The 16,650-nt window shown below is 45.0% G+C and carries 15 protein-coding genes; 8 read left to right on the top strand and 7 right to left on the bottom strand.

The window, feature by feature from the left end:
• Positions 1–256: 256 nt before the first annotated feature.
• Both uvrD and ubiA read left to right on the top strand, forming a co-directional pair.
• On the top strand, positions 257–2,425 hold the full coding sequence (gene uvrD / locus L5M17_RS16650; protein WP_263148574.1) for a DNA helicase II: 2,169 nt from the start codon (positions 257–259) through the stop codon (positions 2,423–2,425).
• A 138-nt stretch (positions 2,426–2,563) separates the two neighbouring features.
• Positions 2,564–3,424, top strand: coding sequence for a 4-hydroxybenzoate octaprenyltransferase (gene ubiA, locus L5M17_RS16645; RefSeq protein WP_263148572.1), 861 nt, complete (start codon positions 2,564–2,566; stop codon positions 3,422–3,424).
• A 6-nt stretch (positions 3,425–3,430) separates the two neighbouring features.
• Here the strand turns inward: ubiA and torT are convergent, their stop codons facing one another.
• Complete coding sequence (gene torT, locus L5M17_RS16640; protein WP_263148571.1) at positions 3,431–4,504, bottom strand: TMAO reductase system periplasmic protein TorT; 1,074 nt, start codon at positions 4,502–4,504, stop codon at positions 3,431–3,433.
• A gap of 332 nt (positions 4,505–4,836) precedes the next feature.
• On the opposite strand from torT, the gene L5M17_RS16635 reads away from it, so the two are divergent.
• The 4 genes from L5M17_RS16635 (at position 4,837) to L5M17_RS16620 (ending at position 8,859) form a co-directional block, all read left to right on the top strand.
• Positions 4,837–5,232, top strand: coding sequence for a VOC family protein (locus L5M17_RS16635; RefSeq protein WP_131524224.1), 396 nt, complete (start codon positions 4,837–4,839; stop codon positions 5,230–5,232).
• A gap of 34 nt (positions 5,233–5,266) precedes the next feature.
• A complete protein-coding gene (locus tag L5M17_RS16630) occupies positions 5,267–6,316 on the top strand; it encodes an NAD(P)H-dependent flavin oxidoreductase (protein WP_113939226.1) in 1,050 nt (349 codons plus the stop codon).
• 131 nt (positions 6,317–6,447) lie between these two features.
• Positions 6,448–7,626 carry a hypothetical protein gene (locus tag L5M17_RS16625; protein WP_263148570.1) on the top strand — a complete coding sequence of 393 codons (1,179 nt, stop codon included), beginning with the start codon at positions 6,448–6,450 and terminating at the stop codon, positions 7,624–7,626.
• Positions 7,627–7,779: 153 nt separating this feature from the next.
• Positions 7,780–8,859 (top strand): AI-2E family transporter, encoded by a 1,080-nt coding sequence (locus L5M17_RS16620; protein WP_263148569.1) that lies wholly within the window; start codon positions 7,780–7,782, stop codon positions 8,857–8,859.
• Positions 8,860–8,870: 11 nt separating this feature from the next.
• Here the strand turns inward: L5M17_RS16620 and L5M17_RS16615 are convergent, their stop codons facing one another.
• Positions 8,871–9,158 (bottom strand): helix-hairpin-helix domain-containing protein, encoded by a 288-nt coding sequence (locus L5M17_RS16615; protein ID WP_168827746.1) that lies wholly within the window; start codon positions 9,156–9,158, stop codon positions 8,871–8,873.
• A gap of 129 nt (positions 9,159–9,287) precedes the next feature.
• Positions 9,288–11,348: a S9 family peptidase gene (locus tag L5M17_RS16610; protein ID WP_263148568.1), complete on the bottom strand. Its 2,061-nt coding sequence runs from the start codon at positions 11,346–11,348 to the stop codon at positions 9,288–9,290.
• 158 nt (positions 11,349–11,506) lie between these two features.
• On the opposite strand from L5M17_RS16610, the gene L5M17_RS16605 reads away from it, so the two are divergent.
• Together L5M17_RS16605 and L5M17_RS16600 are read left to right on the top strand one after the other, a co-directional pair.
• Positions 11,507–12,025: a DUF2975 domain-containing protein gene (locus L5M17_RS16605; RefSeq protein WP_063883683.1), complete on the top strand. Its 519-nt coding sequence runs from the start codon at positions 11,507–11,509 to the stop codon at positions 12,023–12,025.
• Between the two features lie 2 nt (positions 12,026–12,027).
• Positions 12,028–12,246, top strand: a complete 219-nt coding sequence (locus tag L5M17_RS16600; RefSeq protein WP_063883682.1) for a helix-turn-helix domain-containing protein — start codon at positions 12,028–12,030, stop codon at positions 12,244–12,246.
• A gap of 73 nt (positions 12,247–12,319) precedes the next feature.
• Here L5M17_RS16600 and L5M17_RS16595 read toward each other — a convergent pair whose 3' ends face one another.
• From L5M17_RS16595 to L5M17_RS16580, 4 genes are all read right to left on the bottom strand, one after another.
• A complete protein-coding gene (locus L5M17_RS16595; protein ID WP_105250355.1) occupies positions 12,320–12,898 on the bottom strand; it encodes a nucleoside triphosphate pyrophosphohydrolase family protein in 579 nt (192 codons plus the stop codon).
• Positions 12,899–13,072: 174 nt separating this feature from the next.
• Positions 13,073–13,657 (bottom strand): TlpA family protein disulfide reductase, encoded by a 585-nt coding sequence (locus L5M17_RS16590; protein ID WP_105250354.1) that lies wholly within the window; start codon positions 13,655–13,657, stop codon positions 13,073–13,075.
• 17 nt (positions 13,658–13,674) lie between these two features.
• The gene (locus L5M17_RS16585; protein ID WP_105250353.1) at positions 13,675–14,094 is read right to left on the bottom strand and encodes a cytochrome c-type biogenesis protein CcmH; all 420 of its coding nucleotides are present in this window, start codon (positions 14,092–14,094) and stop codon (positions 13,675–13,677) included.
• Positions 14,094–16,208, bottom strand: coding sequence for a heme lyase CcmF/NrfE family subunit (locus L5M17_RS16580; protein WP_263148564.1), 2,115 nt, complete (start codon positions 16,206–16,208; stop codon positions 14,094–14,096). Before L5M17_RS16580 ends, L5M17_RS16585 begins: the two co-directional genes overlap by 1 nt.
• Positions 16,209–16,650 lie beyond the last annotated feature (442 nt).

Below are 16,650 nucleotides of genomic sequence, written 5' to 3'. Positions count from 1 at the left end.
TTGAAACTGAATTAAAAATTAATTATTAATCAATTTCTTAATTTTCTTTATCTTGCAAAGGCTCCCCAGCCAAGCCATTCATATCTGCTTAAGCTCGATTCGGCACTGCGGCATTCTTGCAGAGAAAGCACAAACCAAGGTGCGGCAACATATCACTCACCTTATGGCTCTCGTCTTGTGGCTCTTGTCTTATGGATCAAACGCGCAGGCTGGTTTTCTTCTGTTATAATGCCTCCTCGATTTTTTGGAGGCGAGAATGGACGTATCTTCTTTACTAGACGGCCTGAATGACAAGCAGCGCGAGGCTGTCGCGGCACCGCAATCTAGCATGTTAGTGTTGGCGGGCGCAGGCAGTGGTAAAACTCGGGTGTTGACCCACCGCATTGCGTGGCTGATGCAGGTTGAACAGCAGAGTCCTTACTCGATTCTTGCGGTGACATTTACCAATAAAGCTGCGGCTGAGATGCGCGAGCGAGTTGAAAAAGTCGCTGGCACTAATATGGGCCGCATGTGGATTGGCACGTTCCACGGCTTGGCGCATCGCTTGTTACGCACTCACTTCCAAGATGCGGGTTTACCGCAAAGCTTCCAAATCCTTGATTCTGACGATCAAGTGCGCTTGATCAAACGTATTCTTAAAAGCTTGAATTTGGATGAGAAACAATATCCTCCACGCCAAGCTCAGGGTTATATCAATGGTAAAAAAGACCAAGGATTACGCCCTAAACATATCGATGCGGGCGGTTTTCCGCTTGAGCAGAATCTGCTAAAAATCTATCAGGTCTACCAAGAGTCTTGCGACCGCGCGGGTTTAGTCGATTTTGCCGAAATCCTATTACGTGCCCATGAGTTATGGCTCAATAAGCCGCACTTGTTGGCCCATTATCAAGACAGATTTAAGCATATTTTGGTGGACGAGTTCCAAGATACCAACGCGATCCAATATGCGTGGATCCGCGTGCTTGCCGGTCAAACTGCCAATGTGATGATAGTGGGTGATGACGACCAATCGATTTACGGTTGGCGCGGTGCTCAGGTTGAAAACCTACACCGATTCTTAAAAGATTTCCCGAGTGCGACCACGATTCGCCTCGAGCAAAACTATCGCTCGAAGGGCAATATCCTTAAAGCGTCCAACGCCTTAATCGCCAATAACCCAGAACGTATGGGCAAAGAGTTGTGGACGGATGAAGCCGATGGCGATCCGATTTCGCTCTATTGCGCCTTTAATGAAATGGACGAGGCGCGCTTTATTGTCGGTCGAATTAATGATTGGCACGAAAAGGGCGGCAACCTCAGTGATTGTGCGATTTTATATCGTTCTAACGCTCAGTCGCGGGTATTGGAAGAAGCCTTATTACACAAAGGGTTAGCCTATCGCATCTACGGCGGTTTACGCTTCTTCGAACGCCAAGAAATTAAAGATGCCATGGGTTACCTACGGCTGATTAATAACAAAGACGACGATGCGGCGTTTGAGCGTGTAGTGAATACGCCGCCCCGTGGCATTGGCGATCGCACTTTGGATATTTTGCGCTCCACGGCGCGCCAGCATGAATTAACCCTGTGGCAGGCGAGTGTGCGTTTGCTCGACGAGAAAGTGCTTGCGGGCCGCGCGGCAAATTCTGTGCGTGGTTTCATGGACTTAATCATGACACTGCGTGAAGACACCCAAGATATGGTGCTGTATCGCATGGCCGATACAGTGATCCAAGCGTCGGGCCTTAAGGCCATGTATGAAGCTGAAAAGGGCGAAAAAGCCCACGCTAGAATCGAAAACTTAGAAGAACTCGTCACGGCGGCGCGAACTTTCGAAATGCCAGAAGAGCTGGAGGACATGGGCGAACTTAACGGTTTCCTATCCCACGCGGCGCTCGAAGCGGGCGAAGGCCAAGCCGATGCCTTTACCGATGCGGTGCAGCTAATGACGCTGCATTCTGCCAAAGGGCTAGAGTTCACTATGGTGTTCATGGCGGGTGTCGAAGAAGGGATCTTCCCGAGTAAAATGGCGCTCGAAGAGGGCGATAGACTCGATGAAGAACGCCGTCTCTGCTATGTGGGCATGACCCGCGCCATGGAAAAACTCTACATTACCTATGCGGAATCGCGGCGCATTTATGGCCGCGAAGATTACGCGCGGCCGTCGCGTTTTATCAAAGAGATCCCGCTGCAATATGTGGATGAAATCCGTCTTAAGGCGCAGGTTTCAACGCCGATGGCAAATAATCGTTTTAGCGCCCCAAAATCGGCTGCCACAAACGATACTGGTTTTAACGTCGGCCAACGAGTCAATCACCCTAAATTTGGTGAAGGTAAAGTGACCAACTTTGAGGGCAGCGGTGCCCAAGGGCGAGTACAAGTGAGCTTTACTGACTTTGGCAGCAAGTGGTTAGTGGTGGCTTACGCTCGGTTAGAGGCGCTTTAATACCAGCCCTGAACGCGATGAATGTCAGCTTTTTATGACACGCTTTCAGGGCGTAAATTCGCATCGGGAGAAGCATGGGTATATGATGCTAATCCTGAAACCGAGTGGAAACTTGAGGGTATTGGGAGTACCTAGTTAATGAATTTAAAGCAGAAGTGGGATGTGTATTCCCGTCTTACTCGAATCGACCGTCCCATAGGTACGCTATTGCTGATGTGGCCATGCTTGATGGCGCTGATGTTAGCGGCGGGTGGTATGCCCGATTTTAAGGTATTGATCATCTTTATTATTGGCGTGGTGATCATGCGTGCCTGTGGCTGCATTATTAACGACTATGCCGATCGCGATCTTGACTCTTTTGTGGAACGTACTAAATCTCGGCCGCTGGCCAGTGGTGAAATCAGCACTAAAGAAGCCTTGATACTGTTCGTCGTTTTAGGTTTATCTGCTTTTGGTTTAGTCTTATTACTCAATGGATTAGTGGTTAAATTATCCGTTGTTGGTATTATCCTCACGATCATTTATCCCTTCACTAAACGCATCACCAATATGCCGCAGATGTTTCTAGGCGTGGTGTGGAGTTGGTCTATCCCTATGGCTTACGCCGCGCAGACGGGTGAAGTACCCATCGAGGCTTGGTGGTTATTTGCGGCCAATTGGTTTTGGACTGTCGCCTACGATACCATGTATGCCATGGTCGATAGGGATGATGATTTAAAGGTGGGCATTAAATCCACTGCAATTTTGTTCGGTAAATATGACCGCCAAATCATAGGGCTATTTCAGCTTGCTGCGCTGGCTTGTTTTATCGCCGCCGGTTGGAGCGCTGATCGTGGTTTACTCTATGGCCTAGGTTTACTGACTTTTGTCGGTTTTAGTACTTACCAGCAAATGCTGATCTTTGATCGCGAACGAGCCCCTTGTTTTAAAGCGTTTCTCAATAACAATTGGGCAGGACTCGCATTATTTGTTGGGCTGGGCGCCGATTATTTAGTTTAGTGAGCATCATTTTTGCTGTGGTAGATCCTGATGGATCATCCACTGATTCTGTGGCGCTAATATTTGTTCTAAATCAATCTGGTGGATGTTGTCTTGGGAGATAACCTTGATAACTGGGCTCACTTTGTGGGGATAAGGCGCACCTTCGAGTGCGCGTATTGCGAGATCGATGGCAATCCGAGCCTGCAATACTGGTGAGTCGCTGACCGTCGCGAGTAACTGTTTTTTCTGCACTAATTCTATGGTCTGTGCATTCGAGTAGAACGCGATGACTTTTCCCGTTTTATTCCTACGCCCGTCTAAATAGCGCGCCGCGAAAGTGGCGGCAACTGCATTGGCGATCACATAATCTACACTTTGTTTAGCAAGTACTTTTCGCACTAAATCAGCTTGAATAAATAACTCCGTAGTGCCAAACCCTCCTTCAATTGTGTCGAACTCTTGTTTAGCTGCCGCCCGCCTAAATCCTTGTTCTGCTGCTATAACCCAAGAGGCGTCCTTAGGCCCTGGAAACCAAGCAACTTTAAGTTTCGCAGGCGCTTTATCGACAGGGTCTCGTTGCTGCGATGCAATATACTCAATCGCCGCCGCAGACATATCTTCAAAGCTGACTAAGGAGCGACTCGTTAGTTTGTCGGTCGCGATACCATTCACTAAATCAATAACAGGAATGCCCACAGCAGAGAGTTGTTCGATATCCGCAATCAGTCCGTCAGCCGTATTCGCAGCAATAATATAGGCTTGAGCTTTGAGGGCTTGGCAATCATAGAGTTGTTGTTTTTGTTGCTCAATATTGTCATATCCTCCAGCATCATAAATGCCGAGAGTAACACCTTGGCGTTCGGCTTCCTGCGATAACCCAAAGGCGACGCCCCACCAATATTGGTCTTTACCATGGGGAAGTAAGGCACAGATCCGCCATGGTTTATTGGCTTGAGTGAGTGGTGTGTATGCCGTTTTTTTGCCATCAGCAATCACATCGGCGGGATACCAAGTTGCCTGCACTGCAAAGGCGAAACTATAGAGGATTAAGGTGAGGCAAATCCTGAGGGAGTAAGCGAAGAATGCAGTAAAGTGCATAGGATCATCATGTTAAGTTAACAATAGATTAAGCATAGATGAATGATCCATAGTTGCTAAGTCGATGCTAAATAAAGCTGATTTATTCTTAATAACCAGTGCCATGAAGTGTTATAGCACTTTTATGATGGGCTGCAGAGTGGTTGAAATTGTAGGGTCGTCTTACATTAGCAGGCTTTACGCTTTGACTTGTTCACTGAATGCTTAAGTTTACATTTCACGCTTAAGGCTTAATTGCCACTGCTGGTTTTCGCCATAGTGCTTAGTCTATAGTCATTGGCTTATAGTGGTTTTTTATGATCAATTTCATGCTTAGGTAACAAGGAATCGTTATGTTTATTCCGTCAGGATTTGCACGAGTTAGCCCGTATATGATGATCGCTGATGCTGATAGTTTAGTGGTTTTTTTACAGCAAGCCTTTGATGCTAAAGCGCTACATATTTCCCGTCGGGCTGATGGCAAAATAGCTAATGCACAGATGCAAATCGGCGACTGTTTATTTATGTTGAGTGAGGCGAGTGAAGCTTTTACGCCTATGCCCGCATCCTATTATTTATATGTGGAAAATGCCGATAAAACGGTGGCTCAGGCACTCGCCGCTGCGGGTGAATTAGTGATGGAAGTGGCGAATATGCCCTATGGCGATCGCCAAGGTGGAGTGCGGGATCCCGTGGGCAATCTGTGGTGGATCTCCCAGCGTTTAGCCGCGGGGCCATATCAGGATTGAGCATCAAGTGATAACAAGTCAAAGGAGGTGATGTATGCCGTGCCAGTTAACCCGATTATTTGGAATCGAATTACCAATTATTCAAGCGCCGATGGCGGGTGTTCAGGGCAGTGCCTTAGCGATTGCCGTGTCGCAAGCGGGAGCGTTGGGATCTTTGCCCTGCGCCATGTTATCCCTCGAAGCCTTAGATACCGCCTTGACACATATTCGTACCCAGACGACTAAGCCCATCAATGTAAACTTCTTTTGTCATCACGAACCTGAACCGCAAGCAGCGAAACAAGCCGCATGGCTTAATAAACTAGCGCCTTATTTTTCTGAGTTGGGTGTCAATTCTGATAGCCAAACCGTGGGGGCACAACGCGCGCCATATACCAGCACCCAGGCTGAAGTGTTAGCTAAATTTAAACCTGAGGTGGTGAGTTTTCATTTTGGCTTACCGAATGAAGATTTGTTGCTGGAGATAAAGTCTTGGGGTTCAAAAATCATTTCGACAGCGACAACTGTAGAAGAAGCCCTATGGCTTGAAGCGCGTGGTGCGGATGCCATTATTGCGCAGGGTTTAGAGGCCGGAGGTCACAGGGGGCATTTTTTATCCGATGATTTAACCGAGCAATTAGGCACTTTTAGTCTATTGCCGCAAATCATTGCCGCCGTTGATATTCCTGTGATTGCAGCGGGTGGCATAGTCGATGCGAAGACAGTGCGCGCCGCTATGGCGATGGGCGCCTCGGCGGTGCAAGTGGGGACGGCATACTTACTCTGTCCCGAATGTACCACCAGTGATATTCACCGTGCCGCCCTGCAAAGTGAGGCGGCGCAGCATACGGCTCTGACTAACTTATTCACTGGTCGACCCGCCCGTGGAATTATGAATCGTTTTATGGCAGAGCTTGGTCCCATCAATAATGCCGCACCGGATTTTCCGCTCGCCTCAAGTGCCGTCGCAGTATTGCGAAGCGCCGCTGAACAACAAGGATTTGGTGATTTTAGCCCACTTTGGTGCGGCCAAAATGCAACAGGTTGTCAGGCGATTCCTGCCGCAGAGCTGACGAGGCAATTGGCGTTAGGTTTGATGGTCTAATGCTCAGTTTGAGCGTTTTTAAGCCAGCATTGTATTCATGGTTTTATCCATCATGTTATTGATAAGCGAAGCTACTTTTTAGTTTTTCACTATCGTATAGGCTTGGCTAGATTAACTGACAAGGATGCTAAATGCTTAAAATTCGACTAAGACGCCCAGCTAAATATCGAATTTATTTTCTCATTTTGATGATTATTGTGTATTGGCTTGGGTTTAATTTACTTCCAGAACAGTTAACGCAAACAAGTGAGCAGTTGTCCTTGGCACTCGTCAGTGCGCTATATTTTGTGTTGTTACCTCTGCTCTATTGGTATTGGATTATCAAAATTGGTGCGCAAAAAAGCTGGAGAATATTGGTTATTCTAAGTTTGAGCAGCCTAATGGCTCGCCTCAGCTACCCTCCTCAAATTGCAGAGTATTTCGAGTTTGTCGCTTGGCTGCGTTTCCCTATTATTGCGATATTGTTGCTCATCGAATTGTATTTGATGGTGAGTATTATTAAGGGATTGTGGCAGGCGAGGAAGGCTTCAGGCGATCCAAGATTAGCGATCATTGCTCAGTATGCTGAAACAGTGGAGCAAGAGAAAGGTGATGAGGCGAATGAACTTAGAACACTTAACATTAAGGGTGCATCAAACACTGATTTGCCAAAGAATCAAATGCTTGACGATAAAAAGCTGACCTTAGGTTTAATACTCGCCACTGAACCCGCGAGCTGGTATTACGCTATTCCTTATTTTTCCCGTCGGCACCCTTTATCCATTACGCCGCTTAAGTTGCTCAGTGCCCAGCCTTGGCATGCATTAGTCATCATAATGTGTTTAATAGCGGCTTCGATAGTGAGTTACACACTAGTCGATAATGTGAGTCATATTGCTGCCGTATTAGTTTCTGGTTTGATCTTGTATTCAGTGGTATTAATTGCTGCCAATTACCGTATCAGTCGTTATTACTCCCTGTATCAAAGGGAAGGTAAGCTCATTATCAATAATGGTATCTGGGGTTTTATGTCGATCGATTTAACCCAGATAAGTGAACTGAAATTGGGAACATTTTTGGCTCATGTACAGCCACAGCAAATGTGGGGTAAATCGGTAGGTGATTCAACTGCAATCAATGCCCCAGAAATCTTGACGATAGGCCGCGGTGATACCGCGAATGTGCAGCTGATTTTTAAGCGGCCCCAAACTTATTATGGTGGCATGGGACAATTGCCTGAGTCGTTGACAGTGATCAACTTAGTCGTAGATGAACCTCAAGTGTTAGCTGATGCATTGGGCATACTCCAAAATTACAAAAAAGTTTCTTAGAATAGATTTATAACCATGAAATTACATGCTAATTAGATGATTTATCGACCAATCTGAGTTAGTCTGCTTAGCGTTTATAAGAGTGTATTTGCGTGCTCAATGTGGCGTATAGCCTATTGTTTAATCATCTAAGTTTTTGGGAGCCGTACCACTATGACGCCGATTTTCAGTAATGCCGCTATTGGTCGTAGTTTGTTGGTTTTGCTCTTGTGTGCTGGCGTATTCTTTTTTATCGATTTTTTAGTGCCCGCCTTAGCTGCATTGATTGTGTGTTTTTCAAGTTGGCCTCTCTATCAAAAACTATTGGCAAAATGCGGTGGTCGCTCGGCGTTGGCGGCAACCATTGCCCTATGTTGTATTGTGCTCGGGCTGATTATTCCGCTTGTGTTTGTATTTTCCTATGCGTTACAAGAGATTAGAATTTGGGTTGATTGGTTGGTGTTCACTAACCAACATGGTTCGCCCGTGCCCTTGTGGATCAAAGACTTGCCTTGGATGGGTGAATGGTTAACCCTGCAATGGCAGCAGTTTATTGGTGAACCCCATGAATTAGGCCAAATTATCAGTGCCATTAGTGGCCAGAATTTGAGTGGCATTTCCCGTTGGGTGCTTCAATTGGGTTGGAATACTTTAGGGTTGTTATTGACCTTACTTTTTATGCTGATCACTTTGTTTTTCCTCTATAAAGATGGTCCGCAAGTGGCTAAACAGTTGGATATCGTGGGTGAGCGAGTGCTGCCTGCTCGCTGGCATAGTTTTTCCCGTGTGGTGCCTGCAACAGTCAGTTCTACCGTGATAGGTATGACGCTTATCGCAATTGGTGAGGGCATAGTGCTGGGTATTGCCTATTGGATTGCGGGAGTACCTTCGGCCGTGGCTTTTGGGGTATTAACCGCCTTTATGGCCTTGGTTCCCGGCGGCGCGCCAACCATGTTTACCTTGATTTCACTCTATCTTGTCGGCACTGGCGATATGACGGCGGGTGTCGGCTTGTTCCTTTGGGGCAGCATAGAGCTGTTTATTGTCGATAAAACCTTAAGGCCTAATCTTGTCGGTGGGCCGATTAAATTGCCTTTCTTACCGACTTTTTTCGGTCTGATCGGCGGCGTAAAAACCATGGGTTTTGTCGGTTTGTTTGTTGGTCCAGTATTGATGGCCCTGCTGGTGGCTATTTGGCGTGAGTGGTTAAGGGAAGAGCCCGAAACGATAATGGATAAACAGGAGGATAGATAGTCGCTAAAGCTTTATTTCTCTAAGGTATTTTTGCGTTCATCGGTGTAAAACCACCAAGGTTTAGGATCTTCACCTGCCATAAAACGGGTGATGGAGATAAACACATCGAGCATACAGGGGTCGTGTCTCTGGCCCGTTTTGTCGCACAGCGTTTGATACAGCTCGTAGGGGTTTCTATCTAACAGCTGCTCAGGCTTATCTATGCCAAGCAAACGTAAATCCGCCGCACAGGCTTTGCCAATATTCGGTAAATCAGTTAATTGCTTAACCTCGGCACGCACGACTTTTGCTGGATTCATTTTTATCTCTTGGGGTGTAGTCATACTTGATAGATTAGTCTATTGGCCCACAGTTAACCGCGTTAGCCTGTTAAGATATTTCGCCTTCCTTGGCAAAATCGGTGTTGCACTTCTAACGCTTTATTAAGGTTACAGTTTTTCTATATCAACATTTAAGCTATTAAGATGTTCAAGCAAAGCTGGATTGACATTATTATCCACTTTTCCGCCTAAGTACTTACCAAAGAAATGTTCAGTCGCAATTATCGCGGCGAGCTTGTTGGCACGTTTGATAAATCCATGACCTTCATCTTTGGCGAGTAAGTATTCAACGGGTAACGATTTTTGGTACATTTTTTTCGCAATATTATCTGATTCAACTTGAGTCACTCGCGGATCATTGGCTCCTTGGATAAGCATCAGCGGTGCTTTTATGTTATCGACAAAATTAATTGGGGAGCGGTTCTCCATATCTTGTTTTTGTTCAGGAATTAACGGGTCTCCCACTGATTCAAACCATTGGCCTAAATAGGGGCGCCAGTAATCGGGGAAAGACGCCATTAGCGTGACTAAGCTTGACGGCCCCACATAGGCGATCACGGCTTGGTAAAGATCTGGGGTAAAAGTCGCGCCGGATAAAGCCGCATAACCACCGTAAGATGCGCCAAAGATCCCCAAGCGATTTTTATCCGCAATCCCTTGTTCGACCAAGTAATTTGCACCATCAGTCAGGTCATCTTGCATACTGCCAGTGCCCCAATTGTTATTGCCTAAGTTGAGGAAGTGTTTGCCAAATCCTGTCGATGCGCGAAAGTTTGGCTGTAACACGGCATAACCACGGTTGGCATAGAACTGAGCAATCGCATGGAAGTAACCCGAGTCTAGCGCCCAGTAGTCCCGAGCCCAAGGGCCGCCATGGGGCAGAATGATGGTGGGTAAATTGCGCTGGTTTCCCTTTGGTAATGTCAAATAAGCCTGAATTTTTACACCATCCCTTGCGGTATAGACTAGGGATTGTCTGGGTGATAACAGTTCTGGTTGTATGCTTGGAGGAATATCCGCGAGTAAGTGGATATCACCATTAATGGCATTGTATTGGTAATCTAAGCTCGATGCCCTATCGCTCGCGACGTTGATCTGCCAGAGATTATTTTTCTCGTTACGTTCGGTAATGGTTATTTCAACATCTTGATTAAAATGCTTATTGATCACATCCCAGTGCTTAGCAAACTCAGTATCAAGTGGATAGGTTCTTAAGCGCCCGCCGTAATAGGAAATGGCTAAAGGTTCACCAGCATCGTTAAACAATACCTGATAAACATCCGCTTCATCGTTAGGATCTTTATGTAAGGTTTCATATTTTCCCGTCATAAGATCAACTTTGAGCAGTTGTTGTTTATCCCGCTCCCCAATGTTGGCACTGATATAGGCGAGTTTTTTCGCATCGTTTACTTTTAAGATATCAATGCTTTCACCCTTAGCTGTGTGGATTATTTTACGCCAAGTGCCATCAATGAGTGTGTAGAGGCTATAGCTGTTATCTAGATTAGTGCTACTGCCAATAACGGGATGCCCTTGCTTATTAAACTTCATTTGCACCAAGTTTAAGTGGTTTTCAAAAATAGGCGTTAGCTTGCCATCATGGGTGTTGAGCCAATAGATATCCATCCGACTCGATTCATCGTGGTTCGCCATCACAACCAGCTGCTCAGGGTTATCCTTAGGCTGTTCCATGACGCTGTATTTCACCTTGTCATTGTGCGTCAGTTGCTGCTCTTTTGGCGCTATTTTGCCTTGGGGCGTTTCAAAGCTGAGTTTAAAAATTTGGGTGTTTTCATTTCCCCCTTTATCTTTCATAAAAAAGAGTTCGTTACTGTTTGATGACCATTCAAATTCTTTAATGGGTTCAATGGACTGCGTTAAGAGTGTCGCACTTGCAAGATCGCTTTTATCCGCCATTACATAAATATTGCTCGCACCTTGGTATTCCTTTGTGAAGGCTAACCATTTACCGTCGGCGGACATTTTTAAATGGTGAATATTTTGCTCATTGAAAAAATCTTCGATGGGAATGAGCGGCACTTGGGCTTGCTGGCTGTTAAGCCTATCCGTATTGGTTTTTTGCTCAGTGGTTGAGGTTGAACAGCTTGCGAGTAGCATAGCGGCAATAGCAGCACTGCATAACTGGCTTATGAAGGAGGATAATCGCATTGTTGTAACCTTGAGTTGTTAGAAGTGACATTATGTTAATACGAAAATTAATTATCGTAAAACAATAAAATTATATTTCTTTGCAATATATTTTACCGGACGAGTATACTAGCCAAGGTTAAAGAGCACTGGGATTGGATTAAATTTAGGATTGAGTGATGAATAAAAACATAGAAAAGTTAATAAAAATCAGTGCATTTTTCCGGTGGGTGATTTTGTTAGCCGCTACGATTGTGGTGGTGTATCTGGGTTATAGCTACTTAGTCCATGATGAGATACGTTTTGGATCGAATAATGGATTGTTCCAAGCGCTATGGGTATCGCCTGATGCGAGTCAAACCTTGTTGCTGTTAATGTTAAGTCCATTGTTTATCACGTTTTTACTGGGTGTTTATTGGCTGCAAAAATTATTAGCCTACTATCAAGACGGCTTGTTTTTTAGCGACGAAAGTATGCATTGTTATCTGTGGTTGGTTTGGCTTAAGGTTGCCGCCTTAGTGATAGAGATACTGCAAACCTTAGGCGTAGGTTACTATCACAAGTCGCTTTTTGAGGATACCCGTATCGACTTGGCGCTCGATTTTGGCAATATCACCACGATTTTATTGATGTTGCTGATTGTTTATTTGCTTAAAGCTGCCCGAGATTTTGAGGCAGAAAACAAAGAGTTTGTGTAATTTTGGACATTATCGTTAATTTAGACGTCATGATGGCGATACGGAAGGTGAGTTCTAAGGAGCTTGCCAAAGCGGTTGGCATTACCGAAGCGAATTTATCCCTGCTAAAACGTGGCAAGGTGAAAGGCGTGCGTTTTGAAACACTGGCGAGTATTTGTGAGTACCTGTCGTGCCAGCCTGGGGATATTTTAGAATATCGTAAGAGTGATACATCGGACTGAGTTCTGCCGTTTTAGCCTTGTTCAACGCATCCTAGGACGCACTTAGTTAAGTGCTATCCTAGGCTTGCCGTGGTTAGGCTTTAACCAGTGTTGTCAGATCCGCTGGGCGGTAGTAAACCGATTTTAGTACCTTACCTTGGCGAACCACTTTACCTGCCATTTCCACATCTTTAGCGCATTTCGCTATGATGAAATCACCTTGCTGACTACCGACAATTTCAACACCTTGCTTGGCATAGAAGGCAATGGTCTCGGCAAGTTCTTGCTCGTTACGGCACACTTTACTCATATTGCTCGAGTGGACTTCATCCCAGCAGCTAATAAAGTCGATTTCACGGTTTTGAGCCACGCAAAGCAACAAGTCAATCAGGTAACTGATTTCGAGTCTGTCCGTCATTGCTTGCGCGCCTAAGTGCACTAGACGGCCCATTAACACGTATACAGAATCGACGATGGCATCGGCCTGTTCGATACGGCTATCGGCTTCTGCAAGTTCAGTTAACTCCTCAATAATCAGTGAAGTATGTAAGGTGTCTGCCTTGTCATCTAAAGAATCAACATCATTAACGGGCAAGTCGAAGGTGCTACGAAACTCACTGATATCACGATATAAGTGGTCATAAATAGGTTGAGTTAAGCGGGTGAGTTTCATCTGATTTGCCTTGAAATAAAGAGTTTGGCGGCAATTTTAAAGAAATGCGTCGCAGAATACAAAGATGGGGTAGAGATAAAAATACCCGCAGCCAAATAGGCGGCAGCGGGTTTCGGTAAATTTTGGCGGATGACCGAATGGAGAAATATATTGTGAGTCTGTGTTACTTGGTGATTATTGGCCGTATTTTGCAATCAGTTGATCAAGATAAGGGCCAACGTCTTTATCAGCCCAATCGAGATATCCCCGCACAAAACCGACAAGATTACCTTTAGCATCAAAAATATAACTGGCGGGTACGACATTCGCGGGAATGATTTGTTCTATGTTTTGCTCCGGGTCAAGCCAAGTGGCATAGCCGCTAAAGCCATGTTGGTTAAGAAAAGGGCGTACATCTTTAGATTCTTCATCGATAGAGATTGGAATGATGGCGATATTCTTCCCTTGATACTGCTGCTTAAGTTTTTGGAGTTCTGGAATTTCCCTTAAACAGGGGGCGCACCAGGTTGCCCAAAGATTGACTAAAACCAATTTTCCTTGGTGCTGTTTTAGGGTTTGGGTTTGTCCTGATTCATCAATAAAGGGAACTTCTGGTACGCCGCGTGCGTGCTGCATTTCTATAAAACCAGTCATCACAAGGGGCTTAGGGAGGGGCTCTCCCGTACTGTAAAGTTTATTGTCTAGTGAGTGGGCTGAGCTGCTATTAGAAAACAGACCCAAACACACGAGTAGAACAAAGGGAAAATAGTGTAATTTCATCTGGTTATCCTTTACTTTTAAATAGTCGTTTGTGTTTTTCTACGGGTTACCAATGCGAGACACAACCCAACACCAAGCACTAATAACAGCAGTGGCCCAAACCAAAGTGCGAAGGTGGAGGCTTTAAATTCAGGTTGATAACGGATTTTTTGACCATAGCGTTGCACCATAAAATCGATAATCTCATCTTGGCTTTGCCCCTGTTCCAGCATCGAGAATATTTGTGCTTTGAGTTCGTGGGCGATTGGCGCCTGTGACTCAAATAGGCTCTGATTCGTCGCCATAGGGCAACGCAGCACTTTACTGATATCTATTGCCTGTTGCTGGTAGGAAAGGCTTGATATGGGCTGAGCTTGCGCAACGGATAAGCATGGGATCCCTATCCCACATAAGGTGATAGGGAGCAGTAAGACTAAAAAGCGCAATATTGGATTCATTAGGCAAGTGTCTCCTGTGGTTTGTGATGGGATAGGTTACCTAAGGTTGTTAAATCAGCTTGGTAGCTAAAATGGCGAGTAGGCCAAGCGGCAATCGCCCCACCTAGCATCATTAATAGCGCACCAAGCCAGATCCAACTCGCAAGGGGTTTATAGCTGATGCGGATAAGGTATTCGCTGTCACTTAATTGCAGCCCCATAGACACATAAATATCCCGCCATAATCCATGGTCGATACCCGCGTGGGACATTTCCATCCCATTGCTTTTAAAGGTTTGGCGTTGCGGCCTAACGTAACCGAGGATCACTTCATCATTCGCACCATCGCGGATACTGATATTGGCCTGAATGGCGGTAAAGCTGCTCGTTTCAACATTCTCTGTGCTTTCATACACTAAGATATAACCCGCCAACGGTTTACCTTGGCCAGGGCCCATTCTGAGGAGGGCTTCCTGTTCAAAAAAGGAGACGGATGTTGCACCAATAATAGTGATAGCCACCCCAAAGTGGGCGAATAGCATGGCTATAAACCCTTGTTTTGATGATTTAACGGGAGGATTTAAGCCGTGCTCATTGCGGTTTTGGGTTAATTGCCGGGCATATATTCGTTTACCTAATCCCGAGGCTGCCAATATCGTGAGCAATAAACACACTAGCAACCAAAGTGCTGCGGCAGTGCCAAGGAGTAAAAATAAGCTACTGCCCGAGGCGGCCTGTAAGCTTACCCAGCCTGCGACGGCTAATATCACTAGGCTAGGAATGAGCAAGGAAGTGATACGAGTCTTTGAGGCATTTTGCCATTGCACTATTTGCCATTGCGCTATTTGCCATTGCACTAAGGGCGCAATGCCCATTAACAGGACAAGCAAGAAAGTGAGGGGGACAAATATAGCGTTGAAATAAGGGGCACCTACTGAAAGTGTACCTAAATCGAGTAGCTCATAGATCAAAGGGTAAAATGTACCGAGTAATACGGAAAACCCTGCTACGACTAAGATAACGATCCCGAGCAGTAACAGCGTTTCCTTACTGAAAAGCGAGAAAGTCACATCCTGTTTTAAATGATGGGCTTTGAGTGCAAAAATGAGTAACGCAACCCCAACAAAAATCACTAATAAGCAGAGGATTGACATGCCACGGGTCGGATCGGCGGCAAAGGCATGTACCGATTGCACTATGCCGGAGCGCACCAAAAAGCTACCGAGTAAACTGAGTGAGAATGCCAATAAGCACAGCAGTAAAGTCGTGAGTTTAAAGCCATGAGTACGTTGAGTGAGAATGAGGGAATGCACTAATGCTGTTGCCACAAGCCAAGGAATAAAGGAGGCGTTTTCTACCGGATCCCAAAACCACCAACCACCCCAACCCAGTTCGTTATAGGCCCACCAAGATCCAAAGGCATTGCCGCCCGTTAGAAACACCCACGCTAATAATACCCAAGGTCGTAAATAGTTAATTTGACGAGTATTAAAACCACCACCGAGCAGTGATGCTAACGCTGCGGCAAAGCAAACGGTGAGGCCAACATAACCAAGAAAGAGCATGGGCGGATGCAGTATGAGTCCTATGTCTTGCAAAATGGGGTTAAGATCTCGCCCTTCAATTGGAATGTTAGGTAATAAGCGGGCAAAGGGATTAGAGGTAAAGAGTAAAAATAAGTTAAAACCAAGGATTACTAATGCCAAAATGGCCAACAGCCTCGCAAAATATAGGGCGTCTTGGTATTTATCGCTGGCCTTATCTTGAGTGCAATCCGCCATCTTTATGCGATAACTGATGATCGCGCCCCAAAGGGCAATCGCAAATATCCAAAACAGCATTGACCCTTCGTGGCTGCCCCAAACGGCGGCCACTTTATAACCCAATGCTAATTGGCTATTAGAGTGGTTTGCGACATAAGCAACAGAAAAATCATCAGTCATAAAGCAATAAATTAAGCAAAGAAGTGAAGCAAATACTGAGGTAAATATGGCTCTAAAGAGTGTCGGGCTTAATCCCACCAGATAGGCATTATTCTGCTTAACACCGATTAAGGTCAGTGCTGCAGAAAATAATGCCAATACGCTACTAATGATCAGTAATATATGTCCAATTTCTGGAAGCATAGTTGTCATTTATTATGCCTTAGAATAATGTGGTCGCGGTAATATAGTGTTTACAGTTGGCTATTTTACCCGTGTGATTTTCACATGCTGATTTTTATTAAGTTCGCTCAGAAACTTGAGTTATTTTATTGTGATTTTAAATGTACATATAAGTTCTTCGTAGTAAAAGTCAGTTTAATCACAAGCTTTAATCACTGTTGATTTTAAGATTAGTCGAGTTTTGCATTTAATAATGTGATCTTATCCGTTATTAAATCATTCCTTTTTACGCTTGATGTTTTTTGAAAAGTAAAATGCATTTTTAGTTTTTTTTATAACTAAAATGTGCTTTTTAACTTCTAAAAAATAAATGGCATTAATTTTGTAAGTTATTGTATTTAATTAATTTTAATTGATTTTATTCATCTTGATTTATCAGCGGGAATTTAGTGTGCTCTAGCTCTGATTTTTA

It is taken from the genome of Shewanella sp. SW24, assembly GCF_025653395.1.
Lineage (GTDB): Bacteria > Pseudomonadota > Gammaproteobacteria > Enterobacterales > Shewanellaceae > Shewanella > Shewanella oncorhynchi.
The sequence above is the reverse complement of the archived record's forward strand: the minus strand, read 5'-3'. Positions and strand labels throughout refer to the sequence as shown.

What these genes read in the sequence shown, in the direction of transcription:
- L5M17_RS16625 (WP_263148570.1), top strand. Translation starts at nt 6,448, where the DNA reads ATGCTTAAAATTCGACTAAGACGCCCAGCTAAATATCGAATTTATTTT.
- L5M17_RS16620 (WP_263148569.1), top strand. Translation starts at nt 7,780, where the DNA reads ATGACGCCGATTTTCAGTAATGCCGCTATTGGTCGTAGTTTGTTGGTT.
- L5M17_RS16590 (WP_105250354.1), bottom strand. Translation starts at nt 13,657, where the DNA reads ATGAAATTACACTATTTTCCCTTTGTTCTACTCGTGTGTTTGGGTCTG.
- L5M17_RS16605 (WP_063883683.1), top strand. Translation starts at nt 11,507, where the DNA reads ATGAATAAAAACATAGAAAAGTTAATAAAAATCAGTGCATTTTTCCGG.
- L5M17_RS16615 (WP_168827746.1), bottom strand. Translation starts at nt 9,158, where the DNA reads ATGAATCCAGCAAAAGTCGTGCGTGCCGAGGTTAAGCAATTAACTGAT.
- uvrD (WP_263148574.1), top strand. Translation starts at nt 257, where the DNA reads ATGGACGTATCTTCTTTACTAGACGGCCTGAATGACAAGCAGCGCGAG.
- L5M17_RS16630 (WP_113939226.1), top strand. Translation starts at nt 5,267, where the DNA reads ATGCCGTGCCAGTTAACCCGATTATTTGGAATCGAATTACCAATTATT.
- L5M17_RS16595 (WP_105250355.1), bottom strand. Translation starts at nt 12,898, where the DNA reads ATGAAACTCACCCGCTTAACTCAACCTATTTATGACCACTTATATCGT.
- torT (WP_263148571.1), bottom strand. Translation starts at nt 4,504, where the DNA reads ATGCACTTTACTGCATTCTTCGCTTACTCCCTCAGGATTTGCCTCACC.
- L5M17_RS16610 (WP_263148568.1), bottom strand. Translation starts at nt 11,348, where the DNA reads ATGCGATTATCCTCCTTCATAAGCCAGTTATGCAGTGCTGCTATTGCC.
- L5M17_RS16635 (WP_131524224.1), top strand. Translation starts at nt 4,837, where the DNA reads ATGTTTATTCCGTCAGGATTTGCACGAGTTAGCCCGTATATGATGATC.
- L5M17_RS16585 (WP_105250353.1), bottom strand. Translation starts at nt 14,094, where the DNA reads ATGAATCCAATATTGCGCTTTTTAGTCTTACTGCTCCCTATCACCTTA.
- ubiA (WP_263148572.1), top strand. Translation starts at nt 2,564, where the DNA reads ATGAATTTAAAGCAGAAGTGGGATGTGTATTCCCGTCTTACTCGAATC.
- L5M17_RS16580 (WP_263148564.1), bottom strand. Translation starts at nt 16,208, where the DNA reads ATGACAACTATGCTTCCAGAAATTGGACATATATTACTGATCATTAGT.